Below are 20699 nucleotides of genomic sequence, written 5' to 3'. Positions count from 1 at the left end.
TATGCCAAAGATTGTTTTTTTGCCACATCAGGACCTGTGTCCGGATGGCATCGTTGTGGAAGCTGAGACCGGTGAAACTATTCTGGATGCTGCGCTGCGTAGCGGTATCGAGATTGAACACGCCTGCGAAAAATCCTGTGCCTGCACCACCTGCCACTGCATCGTGCGTGAAGGTTTCGACTCTCTGCCAGAGAGCACCGAAGACGAAGACGACATGCTGGATAAAGCATGGGGTCTGGAGCCCGACAGCCGTCTGAGCTGCCAGGCCCGCGTCACCGATGAAGATCTGGTAGTCGAAATTCCGCGTTACACAATTAACCACGCGCGCGAGCACTAATAGGGGATAGTATGGGACTGAAGTGGACCGACAGCCGCGAGATCGGCGAAGCGCTGTACGACACCTACCCGGATACCGATCCGAAAACGGTGCGTTTCACCGACATGCATCAGTGGATTTGCGACCTCGAAGATTTTGATGACGATCCACAGGCATCAAATGAAAAAATTCTTGAGGCAATTCTGCTAGTCTGGTTGGATGAAGCTGAATAGCTGCGCTTAAGACAATATTTAACGGGCTGCCATTCGGCGGCCCGTTTGCTAATAAGGATAAATAAAATGACAGAAGCGATGAAAATTACCCTGTCTACCCAGCCAGCCGATGCGCGCTGGGGCGACAAAGCGGCCTATAGCATTAATGATGAAGGTATTTCCCTGCACCTGACCGGCCGCGATGACGCGGGCCTTATCCAGCGCGCGGCGCGCAAAATTGACGGCATGGGCATCAAACATGTGGCCCTGGCGGGTGAGGGCTGGGACGTCGAGCGCTGCTGGGCATTCTGGGCGGGCTACAAAGGGCCAAAAGGCACCCGTCAGGTAGAATGGCCTGAGCTGGACGACGCACAGCGCCAGGAACTGGACAACCGTTTGACCTATATCGACTGGGTGCGTGACACCATCAACGCCCCGGCGGAAGAACTCAGCCCGGAGCAACTGGCGCAGCGCGCGGTGGATCTGCTGTGCGGCGTGGCGTGTGATAACGTCTCTTACCGTATCACCAAAGGTGAAGATCTGCGCGAGCAGGGTTATGTGGGTCTGCACACAGTGGGTCGTGGTTCCGAGCGTCCGCCGGTGCTGCTGGCGCTGGACTACAACCCAACGGGCGATAAAGAAGCACCGGTTTACGCCTGCCTGGTGGGTAAAGGCATTACCTTCGACTCCGGCGGTTACAGCATTAAACAGAGTGCGTTCATGGACTCCATGAAGTCCGATATGGGCGGTGCGGCAACCGTCACCGGTGCGCTGGCGCTGGCGATTACCCGTGGCCTGAACAAGCGCGTAAAACTGTACCTGTGCTGTGCGGATAACCTGATTAGCGGCAACGCCTTCAAACTTGGCGATATCATCCACTACCGTAATGGTAAAAACGTGGAAGTGATGAACACCGATGCGGAAGGCCGCCTGGTGCTGGCCGATGGCCTGATTGACGCTAGCGCGCAGAAGCCTGAGCTTATCATCGACGCGGCAACCCTGACCGGGGCGGCCAAAACCGCGCTGGGTAACGATTACCACGCGCTGTTCAGCTTTGATGACAAACTGGCTAACCGCCTGCTGGCAAGCGCCAGTGCGGAAAACGAAGCCTTCTGGCGTTTGCCGCTGGCGGAGTTCCACCGCAACCAGCTGCCGTCTAACTTTGCTGAACTGAACAACACCGGCAGCGCGGCGTACCCGGCGGGTGCAAGCACCGCGGCGGGCTTCCTGTCCCACTTCGTAGAGAACTATCACGAAGGTTGGCTGCACATCGACTGTTCCGCCACCTACCGTAAAGCGGCCGTTGAGCAGTGGTCGGCGGGTGCAACCGGGCTGGGCGTGCGGACTATCGCGAATCTGTTGACCGCGTAGGCCGGATAAGCGTAGCGCCATCCGGCAAAATACTGGCGGGGGCGCTTCGCTTGCCCGCCCTACAGTAACCATTGAATTTGTAGCCTTATGTCTGAAACCAAAAATGAACTCGAAACGCTGCTGGAACAAGCGGCGACAGAACCCGCTCATCGCCCAGCCTTTTTCCGTACCTTACTGGAATCCACCGTCTGGGTTCCCGGCAGCGCGGCTGACGACCAGCAGGTTGTTGACGACAGCGCCTTAGAATTACAGCACTGGGAAAAAGACGACGGCACGTCGGTGATTCCGTTCTTTACCTCGCTGGAAGCGCTGAAGCAGGCCGTTACCACCGAACAGGCGTTTGTCGTCATGCCGGTGCGCTCGCTGTTTGAAATGACTCTCGGCGAGACGCTGTATCTGAACGCCAAACTGCCGACCGGTAAAGAGTTCACCCCGCGCGAAATCAGTCTCCTGATAGGTGAAGAGGGCAACCCGCTGAGCACTCAGGAAGTGCTGGAAGGCGGCAGCGCGCTGTTGCTTTCCGAAGTGGCTGAACCGCCGGCGCAGATGGTCGAGTCGCTGACTACGCTGTTTAAAACCCTGAAAACGGTCAAACGCGCGTTCCTGTGTTCTATCAAGGAGCATGCGGACGAGCAGCCGAATCTGCTGATTGGCATTGAAGCAGAAGGGGATATTGAAGCCATTATCCACGCAGCGGGCAGCGTGGCGACCGATACCTTACCTGGTGATGAACCGATTGATATTTGTGAGGTAGTGGAAGGCGAAAAGGGCATCAGCCACTTTATGCTGGCGCACATCACGCCGTTCTACGAAAAACGCTGGGGCAGCTTCCTGCGTGACTTTAAGCAGAACCGGATTATCTGAACACAGGAAGGCCGCCCCGAGGGGCGGCATCCTGGCTTACTTGCCCTGCGCGTTGAGCCTCATGCTGACGGCGTTACCGGAGTGGCTCCGATTGCTGTCGGCGTGAAGCAACAAGGCGGCAGAAACAATCAGCACGATACACACGTATCGTCCTTTCATTGCGCGGTCCATGCGAAGACCGCATCACGGCAGCACCGCCGGCGATAACGCCGCGATAGCAAGCGCTATGGTGTGCCTGCATTTACGGCCGTGGGATACCCTCTCCTGAAGTCAGCGCCCGTTTGCGAGACGGCGGAAAGGGCCGGGATGGATTATACACCAATAGTTAAATAGTCACCTTTGTTACCATCTTGACTTTGTCCTATTTTAAAGCGACTATTATGCCACTATGGTGTGCCTGCATTGCTTTAGCAATGTAGCTTGCTGGAAAGGCCGCGAACCGGACCAGCACAAAGAAACCGCTGTGACAGGCGGTTTTTTTGTGCCTGAAGAACCCCTGATTACCCCGTCGCCTCAAGCAGCAGTAAATCCATCATTAGCACCAGGTTTGACTCGAATGAGGTGATATCTGCCGCTTCGGCCGCGAAATGCACGGCTTCATCGTAAAGCGCGAAATGCAGGTCGGCTAGCTGCGCCAGCGGGTTGGCCGAGGCGCGGGTGAAGGCGACAACGGTCATACCGACGTTACGGGCAATACGTGCTTTATCCAGTACCTGTTCGGTTTCTCCGCTGCGTGAAACGGCAATAAAGACCTGGTAGCGCGCGGCGTTGCTCAGAAAGATGTTGCGGCTGTCGCCCGGGCCGGAGATAAACGCCGTTTTACCCAATACCTGCAGCTTTTTAGTCAGATACTCGGCAAACAGATAGGAAAACCCCGCGCCGTACAGAAAGAAGCTCTCCCGCTCGCGTAAAAGACGGGTAAACTGCTGCCGTTTCTCCGCAGTTGCCCACTGGAATGACTGCTGGTAGTTAGCCATAAAGCGGTTGAACAGCGCGGGAAGATCCGCGCTGGCTTGCGTTTGCTGTGTCGCAATATGCGGCGTTTCCGCCAGCAGGTTTTTACAGTGCCAGATAAACTCGCTGTAGCCGCTAAACCCTAGCTTCTGACACAACCGCATGATGGTGGCAGTGGAGACAAACGTCGCCTGCGCCAGCTGACGAACCGTAATCTTGCCCACCAGTAACGGATGCGCCGTCAGGTGGGCTAATACCCGGTACTCTGCGCGCGTTAACGCTTCGCCGCGCATTAACAGCGGTGCCAGGCGGTTATCCATTACTGCGCGGGCTCGATCGGCAGATCGGCGCGCGCGCCCCATTCGCTCCATGAACCGTCGTACAGGGTGACGTCAGGCGCCTCAAGGGTCGCCAGCGCCAGGGCGACCACTGCCGCCGTCACGCCGGAGCCGCAGCTGACGATAATCGGCCGGTTGAAATCGACCCCTTGTCGTGCAAAGAGGGTTTCCAGCTCATCGGTTGTTTTCAGCTCGCCGTCCACCACCAGATCGCCCCACGGCACGTTGCGCGCACCGGGAATATGGCCACGGCGCAGGCCCGGACGGGGCTCATCAACCTCGGCGTTAAAGCGCGGTGCCGGGCGAGCATCGACGATTTGCGCGGAGCCTTCGTGGCTTGCCAGCAGAACGTCGGTCAGTCGCTTAACCGCATGCGGGGCAAATTTGGCCTCAAACTCGCCTTCCGCAACGTTGACGTCACCGTGCTCCAGCAGCAGTTCATCGCGCTGCCAGCCGGCGAGCCCGCCGGCCAGAATAGACACTCGCTCGGCGCCGAAGGTACGCAGCATCCACCACGCGCGCGGTGCGGAGAAGAGATTGCCTTCATCATAGATAACCAGATGTTTATCACGGCTGACGCCCAGTTCACGCATGGCGACGGCGAAGGCCTCCGGCCTTGGCAGCATATGGGGCAGGGGGGAAGTGTGATCGGAGAGGGCTTCGATATCAAAGAAAACGGCACCCGGCAGATGCCCGGCGCGGTATTCGGCGTTTAAGTCACGGTGTTCTTGCCCCGGCGGTGCCATACGGGCATCGATAATTTGTACCTGCGGGTCATCAACATGCTCAGCCAGCCAGTCGGCGGCGACAAAAAACGAAGTGGTCATAGTACCCTCCATTGATAAATCAGAAAGGAATTGTCGGTGTTTTTTATCACACCGACAAGCGACCATCGTGTTATTAGCGCGTTGCTTCACCATTTTGCCAGGCGTGCTGCAGCTGCGGCCAGTAATCCTGGTTGGCAGCAATCATCTCATCAAGAATAGCCCGCGCGTGTTCTATGGTTGGCACGGTCCGGTTGAGGGTGAAAGCCTGCAGCGCTTTCTCATAACTTCCTTCCAGCGTGGCTTCCACCAATAGCTGTTCCGAAGCCAGCTGCTGCATCAGCAGCGTCTGGTGGAACAGCGGGACGTTACCCATGCGCACCGGCTCCGGGCCGTTCGCGGTGATATACGCGGGCACTTCCACCATCGCATCGTCCGGTAGATTGGCGATCGCCCCCTGGTTTTCCACAATCACCAGATGACGCTGACGTAAATCAAAGGCCAGAGATCGGGCAACCTCAACGATAAACTCGCCGTGCACGCCGACGTGGAAGGCATCAGGCAGAATCCCGGTTTGCTGATACTCAACCGCCGCCGCGAACAGTTTTTTCTCGCGGCCATCCATCACTTCATTGGCGCGGGTATAGTCCGGATTCTGGTGCTCGACGATTTGGTTGGGCATCAGGTAGTACTGCAAATACGGGTTCGGCAGATATTCCGGGAAGCAGTCCATCATCGGTTTAATATTACGCCAGGTCTTCACCCATGATGGATCGGCATGCTGCGGGTCAGTTTGCGCGGCATCTTCGGTTAGCAGGCCGAACTTCGCCACGTGGCGTCGCAGCTCTGGCAGCTTGTCTTCGCCATCGACACGCACCTGGGTAAACCAGCCGAAATGATTGAGACCAAAATAGTCGACGTCGAGCCTGTGGCGATCGACGCCGAGAATGGCTCCCATATTGCGCATGGCCGCCACCGGCATATCGCAGATATTTAATACCCGCGCCTGTGGGCGCAGACGGCGGATGCCTTCGGCAACGATGGCCGCCGGGTTAGAGTAGTTGACTATCCACGCTTTCGGGTCTGCATGGCGCTCAACCAGGTCAATCAATTCAACCATCGGCAGAATGGTACGCAGGCCGTAGGCCAGGCCGCCCGGGCCGCAGGTCTCCTGACCCACCACGCCGTGGCGCAGCGGGATTTTTTCATCCAGCTCACGCATCTTGTATTGACCAACGCGCATCTGCGCAAACACAAAGTGTGCGCCGCTGAAGGCCGTTTCCGGGCAGGTGGTGACGGTAAATTTGATGCTCTGGCTGTGGTCGCGTATCACCTTTTCTACCACCGGCGCGAGAGTGTTTTGCCGCGCTTTATCAATGTCGTAGAGGCGAATTTCCGCCAGCGGGAAGTCGCTTAAGCGCACCATCAGGCTCTTCACAATGCCCGGGGTATAGGTGCTGCCGCCGCCGGCGATAGCCAGAATAAATGGGGATTTCAACATGTTATAGCCTCCTTCAGAGAAACATCTCAACGGCTTCTCGCATTTTTTTGACATGCAGCCCGTAGACCACCTGAACGTTATTGCCTTGTTTAATAATGCCTTTCGCACCGGTTGCTTTAAGCTGCGGTTCGTTAATTTGCGCTACATCTTTGACCGTGACGCGCAGCCGGGTGTAACAGTTATCCACCACCTCAATGTTGTCGCGCCCGCCTAATCCTTCGATGATGAGGGTTCCCAGCCCGTCGTTGTTGCCCTTAGCCTGGTACTCCTGCTTGCTGTAGAGCCGGGTCTGTTGGTCTTCCTCTTCGCGGCCCGGCGTTTTCATATCAAAACGCAGAATCAGGAAGCGGAAGATAAGGAAATAGAGTGCGGACATCGTGAGCCCCACCGCGATATACATTGGCCAGTTCGCTTTGGTGGTGCCCAGCGGCAGGTTGTAGAGCACAAAGTCGATGATGCCGTTCGCGCCGATCGCATGGACGCCGAGCAGTGAGAACAGCATCATGCCAATGCCGGTCAGCACCGCGTGCACCACGAACAGCAGCGGCGCGACGAACAGGAATGAAAATTCCAGCGGTTCCGTGACGCCGACCAGCATGGACGTTAGCGCCGCCGGGATCAGAATGGCTTTCGCCGCCGCTTTACGCTCCGGTTTGGCCGTGACGTACATTGCCAGCGCCGCGGCGGGCAGGCCGAACATTTTGCTGATGCCACGCGCGTCCCACACTACCGTGCTGCTCAGTTGCGTGACCTTCGGGCAGGCCATTTCGGCGAAATAGATATTGCGCGCGCCCTGATACAGCGTGCCGCATACTTCCTGTGAACCCCCAAGCTCGGTGTACAGGAACGGGGTATAAACCAGATGATGCAGGCCGGTTGGCACCAGAATGCGCTCAAGGAAGCCATAAATGGCTACGCCGAACGGGCCGGAGCCTTTAATCGCCAACGCCAGCGCGCTGATGCCGTGCTGCGCCCACGGCCAGAGTTCGCTCATGATCACGCCGAGAAGTATGGCAACCGGCAAAATGATAATGGTGACGAAGCAGTGCCCGGAGTAGATAGCCATCGCCCCGGAAAACTGTACGCCGGAATAGCGGTTATACAGGTAGCCGGTGAGCGCACCGGTGAGGATCCCGGCAAACACGCCCATCTCCAGCACCTGTACGCCGAGCACCATGCTTTGCCCGGCGGTGCGCATAAGATCGGCAGGTGCCAGTTCGCCCTGTAGCTGGAGCGTCACATTCATGGCGTTGATAAAAACGATAAAGGTGACCAGTCCCAGCAGCGCCGCGTAACCTTTATCGCGGGCGGCAAGGCCAATGGGAATGCCGACGGCGAAGATCATCGCCAGGTTGACCAGCAGCGACACGGCGGATTTGGCGATCAGCTGGCCAAGATGCTGAACGGCAGGGTAACCGAGAACGTGAATGTACTCGGCGAGGCTACCGTTACCCAGCACGTTACCGAAGGCGATAAACAGACCGACGATTGGCAATATGAGCACCGGGCCGTAGAGAGATTTGCCAAAATTTTGTAGGGCATTAACGGCTCTTTTCATTCCGATCTCCAATTATTGAACCGCGTAGAGTAAGAGGTGACGACCGGCAAAAGGTAACAGCAGAGTGCGAGAGGAATCTAGCTATCTTATTGTTTTAAAAACAAAGTACGCGTAACGTCACAGGTGACGTTCGGTGCTGTGATCGCCGTAACATCCCGTTTGTGATGAAAAATGGTCGTCAATTTTGCGAGCGGGCTGGCTACTGGCAAACTCGGGTCTGGGGCATAATATTGAATCAACGACTCAAACAGACTTCACCAGTCAGAGGTTCCAGGATGAAACCCTTTCGTTTGGCTACGCTAGCGCTGGCGCTGGCAATGACGTTTACCCTGGCGGGATGCGACAATAACAACGATGATAAGCCCGCCTCGGCGGCGGCCCCGGCTGCAGCCGAGCACGCGTCGGCGAATAAACCGGATGCGGCGCAGCTGGCCAAACTTGCCCAGCAGAGTCAGGGCAAAACGCTTTCCCTGTTGGATGCCTCTGAAGTGCAGCTCGACGGCGCGGCGACGCTGGTGCTCACCTTTTCGATTCCGCTAAATCCCGATCAGGATTTCAGCAAAACCGTTCATCTGGTCGACAAAAAGAGCGGCAAAGTGGACGGTGCATGGGAGCTGGCGCCAAACCTCAAAGAGCTGCGTCTGCGCCATCTGGAACCTAAACGCGACCTGATTGTGACCGTCGATCCTGAGCTGGCGGCGCTGAACAAATCCGCCTTCGGCAGCAGCGTGGAGAAAACGCTGACGACCCGTGATATTGCCCCCAGCGTCGGTTTTGCCAGCCGCGGCTCGCTGCTGCCTGGCAAAGTGGTGGAAGGGCTGCCGGTGATGGTGCTCAACGTGCCGCACGTTGACGTCAACTTCTTCCGCGTGAAGCCGGAGTCGCTGGCGGCATTTGTCAGCCAGTGGGAATATCGCAGTTCGCTGAGCAACTGGGAATCTGACGAGTTGCTGAAAATGGCGGACCTGGTCTATACCGGACGCTTCGATCTCAACCCCACGCGTAACACTCGCGAAAAACTGCTGCTGCCGCTGAAGGATATTGCGCCGCTACAGCAGTCCGGCGTTTATATTGCGGTGATGAATCCGGCGGGTCAGTACAGCTACAGCAATGCCGCTACGCTGTTTACCCTCAGCGATGTGGGCGTTTCGCTGCACCGCTATCACGGCCAGCTGGACGTTTTCACCCAAAGCCTGGAAAACGGCGCGGCGCAATCGGCCGTAGAACTGACCCTGCTTAACGATAAAGGCCAGACGCTGGCGCAGGCGACCAGCGATGCCAAAGGCCATGCGACCCTCCAGACGGATAAAGACGCGGCGCTGCTGCTGGCGCGCAAAGAGGGGCAAACCACGCTGCTGGATCTCAAACTTCCCGCGCTGGACCTGGCCGAGTTCGACGTTGCCGGTGACCCCGGCTACCGTAAGCAGTTCTTTATGTTTGGCCCGCGCGATCTTTATCGCCCCGGGGAAACGGTGATACTCAACGGGCTGCTGCGCGACAGTGACGGCAAACCGCTGCCCGATCAGCCGATTAAGCTTGAGGTGGTCAAGCCGGACGGGCAGGTGATCCGCAGCGTCGTCAGCCAGCCGCAGAACGGCCTGTATCAATTGACCTACCCGCTCGATAGCAGTGCCGCCACGGGGATGTGGCATATTCGCGCTAACACCGGCGATAACCAGCCGCGTGAGTGGGATTTCCACGTTGAAGATTTTATGCCCGAGCGCATGGCGCTGAGCCTGACGCCGCAAACCGCACCGCTGGCTCCTGCTGACGATGTGACGTTCAGCGTGGTGGGTTCCTACCTCTACGGCGCGCCAGCCAGCGGTAACAGTCTCCAGGGCAAGCTGTTTTTACGCCCGCTGCGCGATGCCGTCGCGGCGCTGCCGGGCTTCCAGTTTGGCGATATTGCGCAAGAAAATACCGCCCGCAGCCTGGATGAAATGAACCTGACGCTGGATGCCAAAGGCCATGGTGAAGTGACCACCGCCAGCCAGTGGCAGGAAACCCACTCGCCGCTGCAGGTGATCCTCCAGGCCAGCCTGCTTGAGTCCGGCGGTCGCCCGGTCACCCGCCGGGTAAGCCAGGCTATCTGGCCAGCAGCCGAGCTGCCGGGGATCCGCCCGCAGTTTGCCAGCAAAGCGGTCTATGACTATCGCACCGACACCACCGTCAATCAGCCGATCGTCGATGAAAACAGCCAGGCGGCCTTTGACGTGGTTTACAGCGACGCCAGCGGTAATAAGAAAGCGGTTGCCGGCCTGCAGGTCAGGCTGATTCGTGAACGCCGTGATTATTACTGGAACTGGTCGGAAAGCGACGGCTGGCAGTCTCGCTTCGATCAAAAAGATCTGGTCGAGGGCGAAGAGACGCTGGATCTCAGCGCAGATGAAACCGGTAAGGTCAGTTTCCCGGTAGAGTGGGGCGCCTATCGTCTGGAGGTCAAAGCGCCGAACGATGCGGTCAGTAGCGTGCGTTTCTGGGCCGGTTACAGCTGGCAGGATAACAGCGACGGCAGCGGCGCGGCGCGCCCGGATCGCGTCACGCTCAAGCTTGATAAATCGAACTACCGGCCCGGCGATACCATCAAGCTGCACATTGCCGCCCCGGCGGCAGGTAAAGGCTACGCGATGGTGGAATCCAGCGATGGGCCGCTGTGGTGGCAGGAAATTGAGGTCCCCGCCGCGGGGCTGGATCTAAGCATTCCGGTCGACAAAAGCTGGAACCGCCACGATCTCTATCTGAGCACGCTGGTGGTTCGTCCGGGGGACAAATCGCGCTCCGCTACGCCAAAGCGGGCGGTGGGCGTGCTGCATCTGCCGCTCGGTGACGAACAGCGTCGGCTGAACGTTCAGATTGCCACCGCCGGTCTGCTGACCCTGAAGAGCGGCCAGCCTGCGGCGGTCTCGCTGGAGCCCGGTGCGCGCAGCACGCTGTTTGTGCCGGTGAGTGCCAGTGAAGGCTTCGGCGACGGAGAAGTGAATGTCAGCGTATCGGGCCTGAATCTACCGGGTGAAACGCTGGCCGACCTGCATAAGCAGTGGAAGATTGGCGTGCGCCCGGCGTTCCCGGCGCAAACGGTCAATAACGGCGCGGTGCTGCAGCCTGGTGAGAGCTGGAGCATACCGTCAGGGCAGAACGCAGCGTTCTCGCCGGCGACGGTGCAGGGCCAACTGCTGCTAAGCGGTAAACCGCCGCTCAACCTGGCGCGCTATATCCGCGAATTGAAAGCCTATCCGTACGGCTGTCTTGAACAGACGGCCAGCGGCCTGTTCCCGCAGCTTTATACCAACGTCGCACAGCTAAAAACGTTGGGCATTGTCGGCGACAGCGATGAAAAACGCCGTGCTGCGGTGGATCTTGGCATCTCTCGCCTGCTGCAAATGCAAAAAGAGAGCGGCGGATTTGGCCTGTGGGACAAAGAAGGGCCAGAAGAGTACTGGCTGACTGCTTATGCCATGGACTTCCTGGTCCGCGCTGCGGAGCAGGGTTATAGCGTACCGGTGGAGGCCATCAATAAAGGCAATAACCGGATGCTGCGCTACCTGCAGGAGCCGGGGCTGATGAGCGTACGCTACACCGACGACAGCGCGGCTAGCCGTTTTGCCATTCAGGCCTATGCAGGCCTGGTGCTGGCCCGTCAGCAAAAAGCGCCGCTCGGTGCGCTTCGCGAACTCTGGGAACGCCGCGCGCAGGCCGGGTCCGGCCTGCCGTTGATGCAGCTGGGTATTGCGCTGAAAGCGATGGGCGACGCCCCGCGCAGCGAACAGGCGCTGCAGCTGGCGTTGACTACCAAACGTACTGACAGGGCGCGTTGGCTGGCGGACTACGGCAGCGACCTGCGCGACAACGCGCTGATGCTGGCGCTGCTGGAAGAGAACAAGCTGCTACCGGCGGCCCAGAATGCGCTACTGCAAACCCTCGCTGAGCAGGCTTTCAGCGAACGCTGGCTGTCGACCCAGGAGAACAATGCGCTGTTCCTGGCGGCGAAAAGCGTGCTGGACGCGCCGGGCAACTGGCAGGCGCAAACTTCGCTGGATGGTCAGCCGTTGCAGGGAGAGAAAGCCCTGACGCGTAATCTGGATGCGGAGCAGCTTGCGGCGCTGACGGTGACAAACAGCGGCCAGCAGCCGCTGTGGCTGCGACTCGACAGCACCGGTTACCCGCAAAATGCGCCAGCGGCAAGCGGCAACGTGCTGCATATTGAGCGCCAGTTCTATGGCACTGATGGTCAGCGCAAATCGCTTTCTTCGCTGCGTAGCGGCGAACTGGTGCTGGTGAAGTTAGATATCAACGCCGGACAGAACGTGCCGGATGCGCTGGTGGTCGATATGCTGCCTGCCGGACTGGAGCTGGAAAACCAGAATCTGGCTAACAGCAGTGCCAATCTGCAGGACAACGCCAGCGAAGTGCAGGAGTGGCTCAACCAGATGCAGCAGGCGGATATCCAGCACATGGAATTCCGTGACGACCGCTTTGTGGCGGCGGTGGCGGTCAACGCTAACCAGCCGGTGACGCTGGTTTATCTGGCTCGCGCGGTCATGCCGGGTACCTATCAGGTGCCGCCGTCGCAGGTAGAATCCATGTATGTTCCGGCCTGGCGCGCGGTGGGTACGGCGGACGACATGCTGATTGTCGTCCCATAGCATGCGGGTCGCCTGGCTTAAACGCCCCGTCTGGCGCTGGCTGGCCGGGGCGGTGGTCCTCTTTTGCGGCGCGGTGGTGCTGGCCGATAAGCGCTGGCCGCTGCCGCTGCATGAAGTGACGCCCGCCCGCGTGGTGGTCGCCGAGGACGGCAGCCCGCTGTGGCGTTTTGCCGATGCCGAAGGGATCTGGCGCTACCCGGTGACCGTGGAAGAGGTGTCGCCACGCTACCTGGATGCCTTGATCCAATATGAAGACCGCTGGTTCTGGGACCATCCCGGCGTAAACCCGTTTTCCATTGTCCGCGCGGCCTGGCAGGATCTCTCCGCCGGGCGCGTAGTGTCGGGCGGCAGCACGCTGACGATGCAGGTGGCGCGGCTGCTGGACCCGCATCCGCGTACGTTTGGCGGTAAGTTTCGCCAGCTGTGGCGCGCCTTCCAACTGGAATGGCATCTTTCCAAACGGGATATTCTGACGCTTTATCTCAACCGGGCTCCGTTCGGCGGCACGCTTCAGGGCGTCGGTGCTGCCAGTTGGGCCTATCTCGGAAAACCGCCTGCGCAATTAAGCTACGCCGACGCTGCGCTGCTGGCTGTACTGCCGCAGGCGCCCAGCCGACTGCGTCCGGACCGCTGGCCTCATCGGGCGCAGGCCGCGCGTAATAAAGTCCTTGACCGAATGCTGACTCAGGGCGTCTGGCCTGACGCTGCGGTAAAGGAGGCGAAAGAAGAGCCGGTATGGCTGTTCCCGCGCCAGATGCCGCAGCTGGCACCGCTGTTTGCGCGCGCCATGCTGGCGCGGAGCCGTGAGGAAAAAATTGTGACCACCCTGGATGCCGGGCTGCAGCGGCAGCTGGAAGATCTGGCGATGAACTGGAAATCGCGTCTGGCTCCGCGCAGCTCGCTGGCGATGGTGGTGGTCGATAATCGCGATATGAAGGTGCGCGGCTGGGTTGGTTCTGCGGATATTACCGATGATAGCCGCTTTGGTCATGTCGATATGGTGACCGCAGTGCGTTCGCCGGGGTCGGTGCTGAAGCCATTTTTATACGGTATGGCGCTCGACAGCGCGCTGATTCATCCGGCATCGCTGCTACAGGATGTGCCGCGTCGGGTGGGTGACTACCGACCGGGTAACTTTGACAGCGGATTCCACGGCCCGGTGAGCATGAGCGAAGCGCTGGTGCGCTCGCTGAATCTTCCTGCCGTGCAGGTGCTGGACGCTTACGGGCCGAAGCAGTTCGCCGCCCGGCTGCGCAATGCCGGGCTGCCGCTGATTCTGCCGACCGGTGCGGAGCCGAATTTATCGCTCATTCTCGGCGGCGCTGGCGCGCGGCTGGCTGATATCACCGCCGCCTATAGTGCCTTCGCGCGACACGGAAGGGTGGGCAAACTGCGGATGCTGGCCAACGACCCGCTGGTCGAACGGCCGCTGCTGTCGCCGGGCGCGGCGTGGATTATCCGCCGCATTCTGGCCAACGAGGCGCAGCCGTTGCCGGATGCCTCGCTGCCGCAGGGGGTGCCGCTGGCGTGGAAAACCGGCACCAGCTACGGCTATCGCGACGCATGGGCGATTGGCGTTAATGCCCGTTACAGCATCGGCATCTGGACCGGTAGGCCGGACGGTACGCCGGTGGCCGGGCAGTTTGGTTTCGCCAGCGCCATTCCGCTGTTGAACCAGGTCAACAATCTGTTGGCCTCACGCGCTGCGCGCCAGCAGGAGGCGCGCGATCCGCGTCCGGCGTCGGTTGGCGTGGCGGAAATCTGCTGGCCAGGCGGGCAGCCGCTGCCAGCGGGGGACACCAACTGCCGCCGCAGGCTGTCGACCTGGATGCTGGATAATAGCCTGCCGCCGACGTTACAGCTGCCTGAGCAGGAAGGGATGCAGGGCATTCGTTTCCCGATGTGGCTTGATGGCGAAGGCAAACGGGTGGCAGCAGACTGCCCGGGGGCCCGTGAAACGATCCTCGACGTCTGGCCGCTGCCGCTGGAGCCGTGGCTGCCCGTCGGAGAGCGCCGTGCCGCGCGGCTGCCGCCGGTGTCGACGCGTTGCCCGCCGCGTCAAGTGCAGAACATGGCCCCGCTGATGCTGTCCGGTATTCGTGAAGATGCCGTGATCCGACGTTTGCCCGGTGAGTCGAATGCAAGAGTCGTGCTGCACGCGAGCGGTGGAGAAGGGAGGCGCTGGTGGTTCCTCAACGGTGAACCGCAGGCCAGCGCTGGCGATAGTCTGACGTTGACGCTGGCAGATCCGGCGGCTTATCAACTGGTGGTGATGGATGAAGCAGGGCAGACGTCGGTGGTGAATTTTACGCTGCAGTGAGTGACGTTGCCGGTTGGTGCTGCGCTTACCCGGCCTACAATATGGCATCGACCCGTAAGCCCGATAAGCGTAGCGCCATCGGGCAGTAGCAGCGCACAATAACCAAACCGGGTTTGTTACAAGGTGTGTTGCTTAAAAGTATTTTATTTTAAAAAAATGTTACCTTCATCCATAGGCAACGACGCATCCGGTCATTATAATCCGCGCCAAGTAATACAGCTGCTGTATGCACGACAACAAAATAAATTTTATTATTAGAGGTAATCATGGCTATTGAACGTACTTTTTCCATCATCAAGCCAAACGCGGTGGCAAAAAACGTTATTGGCAGCATCTTCTCTCGCTTTGAATCAGCAGGGTTTAAGATTGTTGGCACCAAAATGCTGCACCTGACCGTTGAGCAGGCGCGCGGCTTCTACGCTGAGCACGACGGCCGTCCGTTCTTCGACGGTCTGGTTGAGTTCATGACCTCTGGCCCGATCGTGGTTTCCGTACTGGAAGGCGAAAACGCCGTTCAGCGTCACCGCGATCTGCTGGGTGCCACCAACCCGGCAAACGCGCTGGCAGGTACCCTGCGCGCTGACTACGCGGACAGCTTCACCGAGAACGGCACCCACGGTTCCGATTCCGTTGAATCCGCCGCGCGCGAAATCGCCTTCTTCTTCGGCGAAGGCGAAGTGTGCCCGCGCACCCGTTAAGGGATCGTTTACACTTTATTTCGTGAATGCCGCGTGCAGACGTGGCATCCATGCGCCAGAATTTGTACAATGCAGCGCCCCCGGACGAGCAGAACGCTTTCCTGGGGCGCTTCTTTTTATTAACCCTCCAGGGGCCATAACGTGTAACAACGAGGCCGGAATAGAAAATGTCTGAACAAATTGTCACGCCTGAGAGCGCCATCCCGGCGGTTCCCAACAAAGATGGAAAAATTAACCTGCTGGATCTTAACCGTCAGCAGATGCGCGAGTTTTTTAAAAACTTAGGCGAAAAACCCTTCCGCGCCGATCAGGTGATGAAGTGGATGTACCACTACTGCTGCGACGACTTTGATGAGATGACCGACATCAACAAAGTCCTGCGCGGTAAGCTGAAAGAAGTGGCTGAAATTCGCGCTCCGGAAGTGGTAGAAGAGCAGCGTTCTTCTGACGGCACCATCAAATGGGCGATTGCCGTTGGCGATCAGCGCGTTGAAACCGTGTATATCCCGGAAGACGATCGCGCGACCCTGTGCGTCTCTTCACAGGTCGGCTGCGCATTAGAGTGTAAATTCTGCTCTACGGCCCAGCAGGGCTTCAACCGCAACCTGCGCGTATCTGAAATTATCGGCCAGGTGTGGCGCGCGGCGAAAATCGTCGGTGCGGTCAAAGCAACCGGCGTGCGTCCGATCACCAACGTGGTGATGATGGGGATGGGCGAACCGCTGCTGAACCTGACTAACGTGGTTCCCGCGATGGAAATCATGCTCGATGACTTCGGTTTCGGCCTGTCCAAACGTCGCGTAACGCTGTCCACATCAGGCGTGGTTCCGGCGCTCGATAAGCTGGGCGATATGATTGACGTCGCGCTAGCGATTTCCCTGCACGCACCGAACGACACCATCCGTGACGAAATTGTACCGATCAACAAAAAGTACAACATCGCGACGTTCCTGGAGTCCGTTCGTGGCTACATTTCGAAGTCCAACGCCAACCAGGGCCGCGTGACCATCGAATACGTGATGCTGGACCATATTAACGATGGCACCGAGCACGCCCATGAGCTGGCTGAACTGCTGAAAGATACGCCGTGCAAAATCAACCTGATTCCGTGGAACCCGTTCCCGGGCGCACCGTACGGCCGCAGCTCCAACAGCCGCATTGACCGCTTCAGTAAAGTACTGATGAGCTATGGCTTTACCACCATCGTGCGTAAGACCCGCGGTGATGACATTGATGCCGCCTGTGGTCAGCTTGCCGGTGATGTGATTGACCGCACCAAGCGTACAATGCGTAAGCGTATGCAGGGTGAAACCATTGAGGTCAAAGCGCTCTGATAGCGCGCCGCGTGCGCCAGAAATGGCGCACGCACAGCCAAGTGCTTAAGGATTAGGCGAAACGTACTGATCTGGTTAATAATTACGGTGCGTTTCATCAAGTATTGAGGCAGTATGTAGCGTTGCAATCACAGCGTGAATACGGCTTTTGACGCTGTTTTGGAGTAGGGCATAACGGGCGGCCCGTCCGTCCGTTCGGTAACACGACCGGATGTTTCGCGGTGCGAGAAGGCTTCGCATCAGAACCTTAAATTTCACGAATCAGCAGTTGTAGCGAATGAATACTGAAACCAACCACGATCAACAAGAAGCACAAACTACGGGTGTCCGTTTGCGTAATGCCCGTGAACAACTCGGACTCAGCCAGCAAGCCGTTGCAGAACGCTTGTGCCTGAAGGTTTCCACCGTTCGTGATATTGAAGAAGATAAGGCTCCTGCTGAACTCGCTTCAACATTCTTGCGTGGTTATATCCGTTCCTACGCTCGTCTGGTCCATATTCCAGAAGAAGAACTGCTGCCGATGATGGAAAAGCAGGCGCCGGTGCGCGCTGCCAAGGTCGCGCCGATGCAGAGCTTCTCTTTGGGCAAGCGTCGCAAAAAACGCGACGGCTGGCTGATGAGCTTTACCTGGCTGGTGCTGTTTGTGGTGGTGGGTTTAACCGTCGCCTGGTGGTGGCAAAACCACAAAGCGCAGCAGGAAGAGATCACCACGATGGCCGATCAGTCTTCCGTTGAGCTGAAGGCGAGCGGCAGCGATTCACAAAATATTCCGCTGAATACGGGAGCCGATGCGGCTCCGTCTACGGCTACGACCGATACTGCCGCCGTGCAGGGCTCCAGCGCTGCGGCGCCAGCCGATACCGCCGCTCAGGCTCCAGCCGATACGGCAACAGCCGCCGCGCAGAACAACGCCGTTGTGTCACCGTCTCAGGCGAATGTTGATACCACTGCAGCACAAACTACCCCTGCACCGCAGGCTGCCGCGCCGGGCGCGCTGCCAACCGATCCGGCACAAACTGCCGCGCCGGTGGCTGACGCTAACGCGCTGGTCATGAACTTCTCCGCCGACTGCTGGCTGGAAGTGACCGATGCGACCGGTAAAAAACTGTTCAGCGGCCTGCAGCGTAAAGGTGGTAACCTGAACCTCACCGGCCAGGCGCCTTATAAGCTGAAAATTGGCGCACCGGCTGCGGTACAAATTGAATACCAGGGTAAACCGGTCGATCTGAGCCGCTTTATCAGAACTAACCAGGTTGCGCGCCTGACCGTGAGTGCTGAACAATCACCGGCACAATAACAGACGCGTAATGCGGGAGATTTTTCATGCACAACCAGGCTCCTATTCAACGTAGAAAATCCACACGCATTTACGTTGGGAACGTGCCGATCGGCGATGGGGCCCCTATCGCCGTCCAGTCGATGACCAACACGCGCACGACGGATGTCGAAGCGACGGTCAATCAAATCAGAGCGTTAGAACGCGTTGGCGCGGACATCGTTCGCGTTTCCGTGCCAACGATGGACGCCGCCGAGGCGTTCAAACTTATCAAACAGCAGGTCAACGTCCCGCTGGTCGCCGATATCCACTTTGACTACCGTATTGCGCTGAAGGTTGCGGAATACGGCGTCGACTGCCTGCGCATTAACCCGGGCAATATCGGCAACGAAGAGCGCATTCGCATGGTGGTTGACTGCGCGCGTGACAAAAACATCCCGATCCGCATCGGTGTTAACGCCGGTTCGCTGGAAAAAGATCTGCAGGAAAAATACGGTGAGCCGACGCCGCAGGCGCTGCTGGAATCGGCGATGCGTCATGTCGATCATCTGGATCGACTGAACTTCGATCAGTTCAAGGTCAGCGTGAAAGCGTCGGACGTTTTCCTTGCCGTCGAATCGTATCGCCTGCTGGCGAAACAGATCGATCAGCCGCTGCACCTCGGGATCACCGAAGCGGGCGGCGCGCGCAGCGGCGCGGTCAAGTCCGCAATCGGCCTTGGTCTGCTGTTGTCCGAAGGCATTGGTGACACGCTGCGCGTATCGCTGGCGGCGGACCCGGTCGAAGAAATTAAAGTCGGTTTCGACATTCTCAAATCGCTGCGCATTCGCGCGCGCGGGATTAACTTCATCGCCTGCCCGACCTGCTCTCGTCAGGAATTTGACGTGATCGGTACGGTCAACGCGCTGGAGCAGCGGCTGGAAGACATCATCACCCCGATGGACGTTTCGATCATCGGCTGCGTGGTGAATGGCCCTGGCGAAGCGCTGGTGTCGACGCTGGGCGTGACGGGCGGCAACAAAAAGAGCGGCCTGTATGAAGACGGCGTGCGTAAAGACCGTCTGGACAACGACGATATGATTAGCCAGCTTGAAGCCAGAATCCGCGCGAAAGCCGCGGTGCTTGACGAGACGCGCCGTATCGACGTTCAGCAGGTTGAAAAATAACGAGATGGGAAGCGGCTTGCTTCCCGTGTATGATTGAACCTCTCGTGCGCTGACCGCGCGAGGGTTCATTTTTATATATAAAGAGAATTAACGTGGCAAAAAACATTCAAGCCATTCGCGGCATGAACGATTATCTGCCTGGCGAAACCGCCATCTGGCAGCGCATTGAAGGCACACTCAAGCAGGTGCTCGGCAGCTACGGTTACAGCGAAATCCGTTTGCCGATTGTAGAGCAGACCCCGTTATTCAAGCGCGCTATCGGTGAAGTCACCGACGTGGTTGAAAAAGAGATGTATACCTTTGAAGACCGCAACGGCGATAGCCTGACGCTGCGTCCGGAAGGTACTGCGGGCTGCGTACGCGCCGGCATCGAACATGGTCTTCTGTACAATCAGGAGCAGCGTCTGTGGTACATCGGCCCGATGTTCCGCCACGAGCGTCCGCAGAAAGGCCGCTACCGCCAGTTCCATCAGCTGGGTGTCGAAGTGTTTGGCCTGCAGGGCCCGGACATTGACGCGGAGCTGATTATGCTGACCGCGCGCTGGTGGCGTGCGCTCGGTATGGCCGAGCACGTTAATCTGGAGCTGAACTCCATCGGTTCACTGGAAGCGCGCGCTAACTACCGCGACGCGCTGGTGGCGTTCCTCGAGCAACACGTCGACGTGCTGGATGAAGACTGCAAACGTCGTATGTACAGCAACCCGCTGCGCGTGCTGGATTCAAAAAATCAGGACGTGCAGGCGTTGCTGAATAACGCGCCGAAACTGGGTGACTACCTGGACGATGAGTCCCGTGAGCACTTTGCTGGCCTGTGCGCGCAGCTGGATGCCGCCGGTATCGCCTACACCGTTAACCAGCGTCTGGTTCGCGGTCTGGATTACTACAACCGCACCGTTTTCGAGTGGGTAACGAACAGCCTGGGTTCGCAGGGGACCGTTTGTGCCGGCGGCCGCTACGATGGCCTGGTCGAGCAACTAGGCGGTCGCGCAACCCCTGCCGTGGGCTTTGCCATGGGCCTGGAACGTCTTGTTTTACTCGTTCAGGCAGTTAATCCGGAATTTAAAGCCGATCCTGTTGTCGATATATACCTGGTAGCCTCAGGCACCGATACTCAGTCAGCCGCAATGCGTCTGGCCGAGCAGGTGCGTGATGCATTACCTGGCGTGAAGCTGATGACTAACCACGGCGGCGGCAACTTTAAAAAGCAGTTTGCCCGCGCAGATAAATGGGGTGCCCGTATTGCCCTGGTTCTGGGTGAGTCTGAGGTTGAGCAAGCCACTGTTGTCGTGAAGGATTTGCGTTCTGGTGAGCAGACAACCGTAACGCAGGAAGGCGTTGCCGCGCATTTGCGCACTATTCTGGGTTAATCTCCAGGACATCATTA

At 58.5% G+C, this 20699-nt stretch carries 16 protein-coding genes; 11 read left to right on the top strand and 5 right to left on the bottom strand.

What is annotated here, in order from left to right:
• Position 1 precedes the first annotated feature (1 nt).
• The 4 genes from fdx (at position 2) to sseB (ending at position 2763) form a co-directional block, all read left to right on the top strand.
• Positions 2-337: an ISC system 2Fe-2S type ferredoxin gene (fdx, locus tag H7R58_RS16835; protein WP_035891374.1), complete on the top strand. Its 336-nt coding sequence runs from the start codon at positions 2-4 to the stop codon at positions 335-337.
• A gap of 11 nt (positions 338-348) precedes the next feature.
• Positions 349-549: a Fe-S cluster assembly protein IscX gene (gene iscX, locus H7R58_RS16830; RefSeq protein WP_106924087.1), complete on the top strand. Its 201-nt coding sequence runs from the start codon at positions 349-351 to the stop codon at positions 547-549.
• Positions 550-615: 66 nt separating this feature from the next.
• Positions 616-1899, top strand: a complete 1284-nt coding sequence (pepB, locus tag H7R58_RS16825; protein WP_182930187.1) for an aminopeptidase PepB — start codon at positions 616-618, stop codon at positions 1897-1899.
• 87 nt (positions 1900-1986) lie between these two features.
• Positions 1987-2763, top strand: coding sequence for an enhanced serine sensitivity protein SseB (gene sseB, locus H7R58_RS16820; RefSeq protein ID WP_182930188.1), 777 nt, complete (start codon positions 1987-1989; stop codon positions 2761-2763).
• A gap of 36 nt (positions 2764-2799) precedes the next feature.
• On the opposite strand, the gene timP is transcribed toward sseB, so the two are convergent.
• The 5 genes from timP to H7R58_RS16800 all read right to left on the bottom strand — a co-directional run bounded on the left by timP (position 2800) and on the right by H7R58_RS16800 (position 7878).
• Entirely contained in the window at positions 2800-2922 is a 123-nt protein-coding gene (gene timP, locus H7R58_RS25455; RefSeq protein ID WP_258182274.1) for a small toxic inner membrane protein TimP, read from the bottom strand.
• 341 nt (positions 2923-3263) lie between these two features.
• Positions 3264-4037 carry a MurR/RpiR family transcriptional regulator gene (locus H7R58_RS16815; RefSeq protein ID WP_182930189.1) on the bottom strand — a complete coding sequence of 258 codons (774 nt, stop codon included), beginning with the start codon at positions 4035-4037 and terminating at the stop codon, positions 3264-3266.
• Positions 4037-4882 carry a 3-mercaptopyruvate sulfurtransferase gene (gene sseA, locus H7R58_RS16810; protein ID WP_106924091.1) on the bottom strand — a complete coding sequence of 282 codons (846 nt, stop codon included), beginning with the start codon at positions 4880-4882 and terminating at the stop codon, positions 4037-4039. Before sseA ends, H7R58_RS16815 begins: the two co-directional genes overlap by 1 nt.
• 73 nt (positions 4883-4955) lie before the next feature.
• Positions 4956-6320 carry a 6-phospho-alpha-glucosidase gene (locus tag H7R58_RS16805; protein ID WP_182930190.1) on the bottom strand — a complete coding sequence of 455 codons (1365 nt, stop codon included), beginning with the start codon at positions 6318-6320 and terminating at the stop codon, positions 4956-4958.
• A gap of 13 nt (positions 6321-6333) precedes the next feature.
• Positions 6334-7878: a PTS transporter subunit EIIC gene (locus H7R58_RS16800; RefSeq protein ID WP_106924093.1), complete on the bottom strand. Its 1545-nt coding sequence runs from the start codon at positions 7876-7878 to the stop codon at positions 6334-6336.
• A 275-nt stretch (positions 7879-8153) separates the two neighbouring features.
• Here H7R58_RS16800 and H7R58_RS16795 point away from each other — a divergent pair, with 275 nt between their 5' ends.
• The 7 genes from H7R58_RS16795 (at position 8154) to hisS (ending at position 20682) form a co-directional block, all read left to right on the top strand.
• Entirely contained in the window at positions 8154-12521 is a 4368-nt protein-coding gene (locus H7R58_RS16795) for an alpha-2-macroglobulin family protein (RefSeq protein WP_182934435.1), read from the top strand.
• 1 nt (position 12522) lies between these two features.
• Entirely contained in the window at positions 12523-14841 is a 2319-nt protein-coding gene (pbpC, locus tag H7R58_RS16790) for a peptidoglycan glycosyltransferase PbpC (RefSeq protein WP_182934805.1), read from the top strand.
• A 266-nt stretch (positions 14842-15107) separates the two neighbouring features.
• Positions 15108-15539 carry a nucleoside-diphosphate kinase gene (gene ndk, locus H7R58_RS16785; protein WP_106924097.1) on the top strand — a complete coding sequence of 144 codons (432 nt, stop codon included), beginning with the start codon at positions 15108-15110 and terminating at the stop codon, positions 15537-15539.
• A gap of 167 nt (positions 15540-15706) precedes the next feature.
• The gene (locus tag H7R58_RS16780) at positions 15707-16873 is read left to right on the top strand and encodes a dual-specificity RNA methyltransferase RlmN (protein WP_106924098.1); all 1167 of its coding nucleotides are present in this window, start codon (positions 15707-15709) and stop codon (positions 16871-16873) included.
• A 277-nt stretch (positions 16874-17150) separates the two neighbouring features.
• Entirely contained in the window at positions 17151-18170 is a 1020-nt protein-coding gene (gene rodZ, locus H7R58_RS16775; protein ID WP_182930193.1) for a cytoskeleton protein RodZ, read from the top strand.
• Positions 18171-18196: 26 nt separating this feature from the next.
• On the top strand, positions 18197-19315 hold the full coding sequence (gene ispG / locus H7R58_RS16770; RefSeq protein WP_106924100.1) for a flavodoxin-dependent (E)-4-hydroxy-3-methylbut-2-enyl-diphosphate synthase: 1119 nt from the start codon (positions 18197-18199) through the stop codon (positions 19313-19315).
• A 92-nt stretch (positions 19316-19407) separates the two neighbouring features.
• Positions 19408-20682: a histidine--tRNA ligase gene (gene hisS / locus H7R58_RS16765; protein WP_106924101.1), complete on the top strand. Its 1275-nt coding sequence runs from the start codon at positions 19408-19410 to the stop codon at positions 20680-20682.
• The last annotated feature ends 17 nt before the right edge of the window (positions 20683-20699 follow it).

The organism is Klebsiella sp. WP4-W18-ESBL-05 (genome assembly GCF_014169075.1).
GTDB classification, from domain to species: Bacteria; Pseudomonadota; Gammaproteobacteria; order Enterobacterales; family Enterobacteriaceae; genus Kluyvera; species Kluyvera ascorbata_B.
Note: the sequence above shows the minus strand (reverse complement) of the source record. Positions and strands in the feature narration are given on the sequence as shown.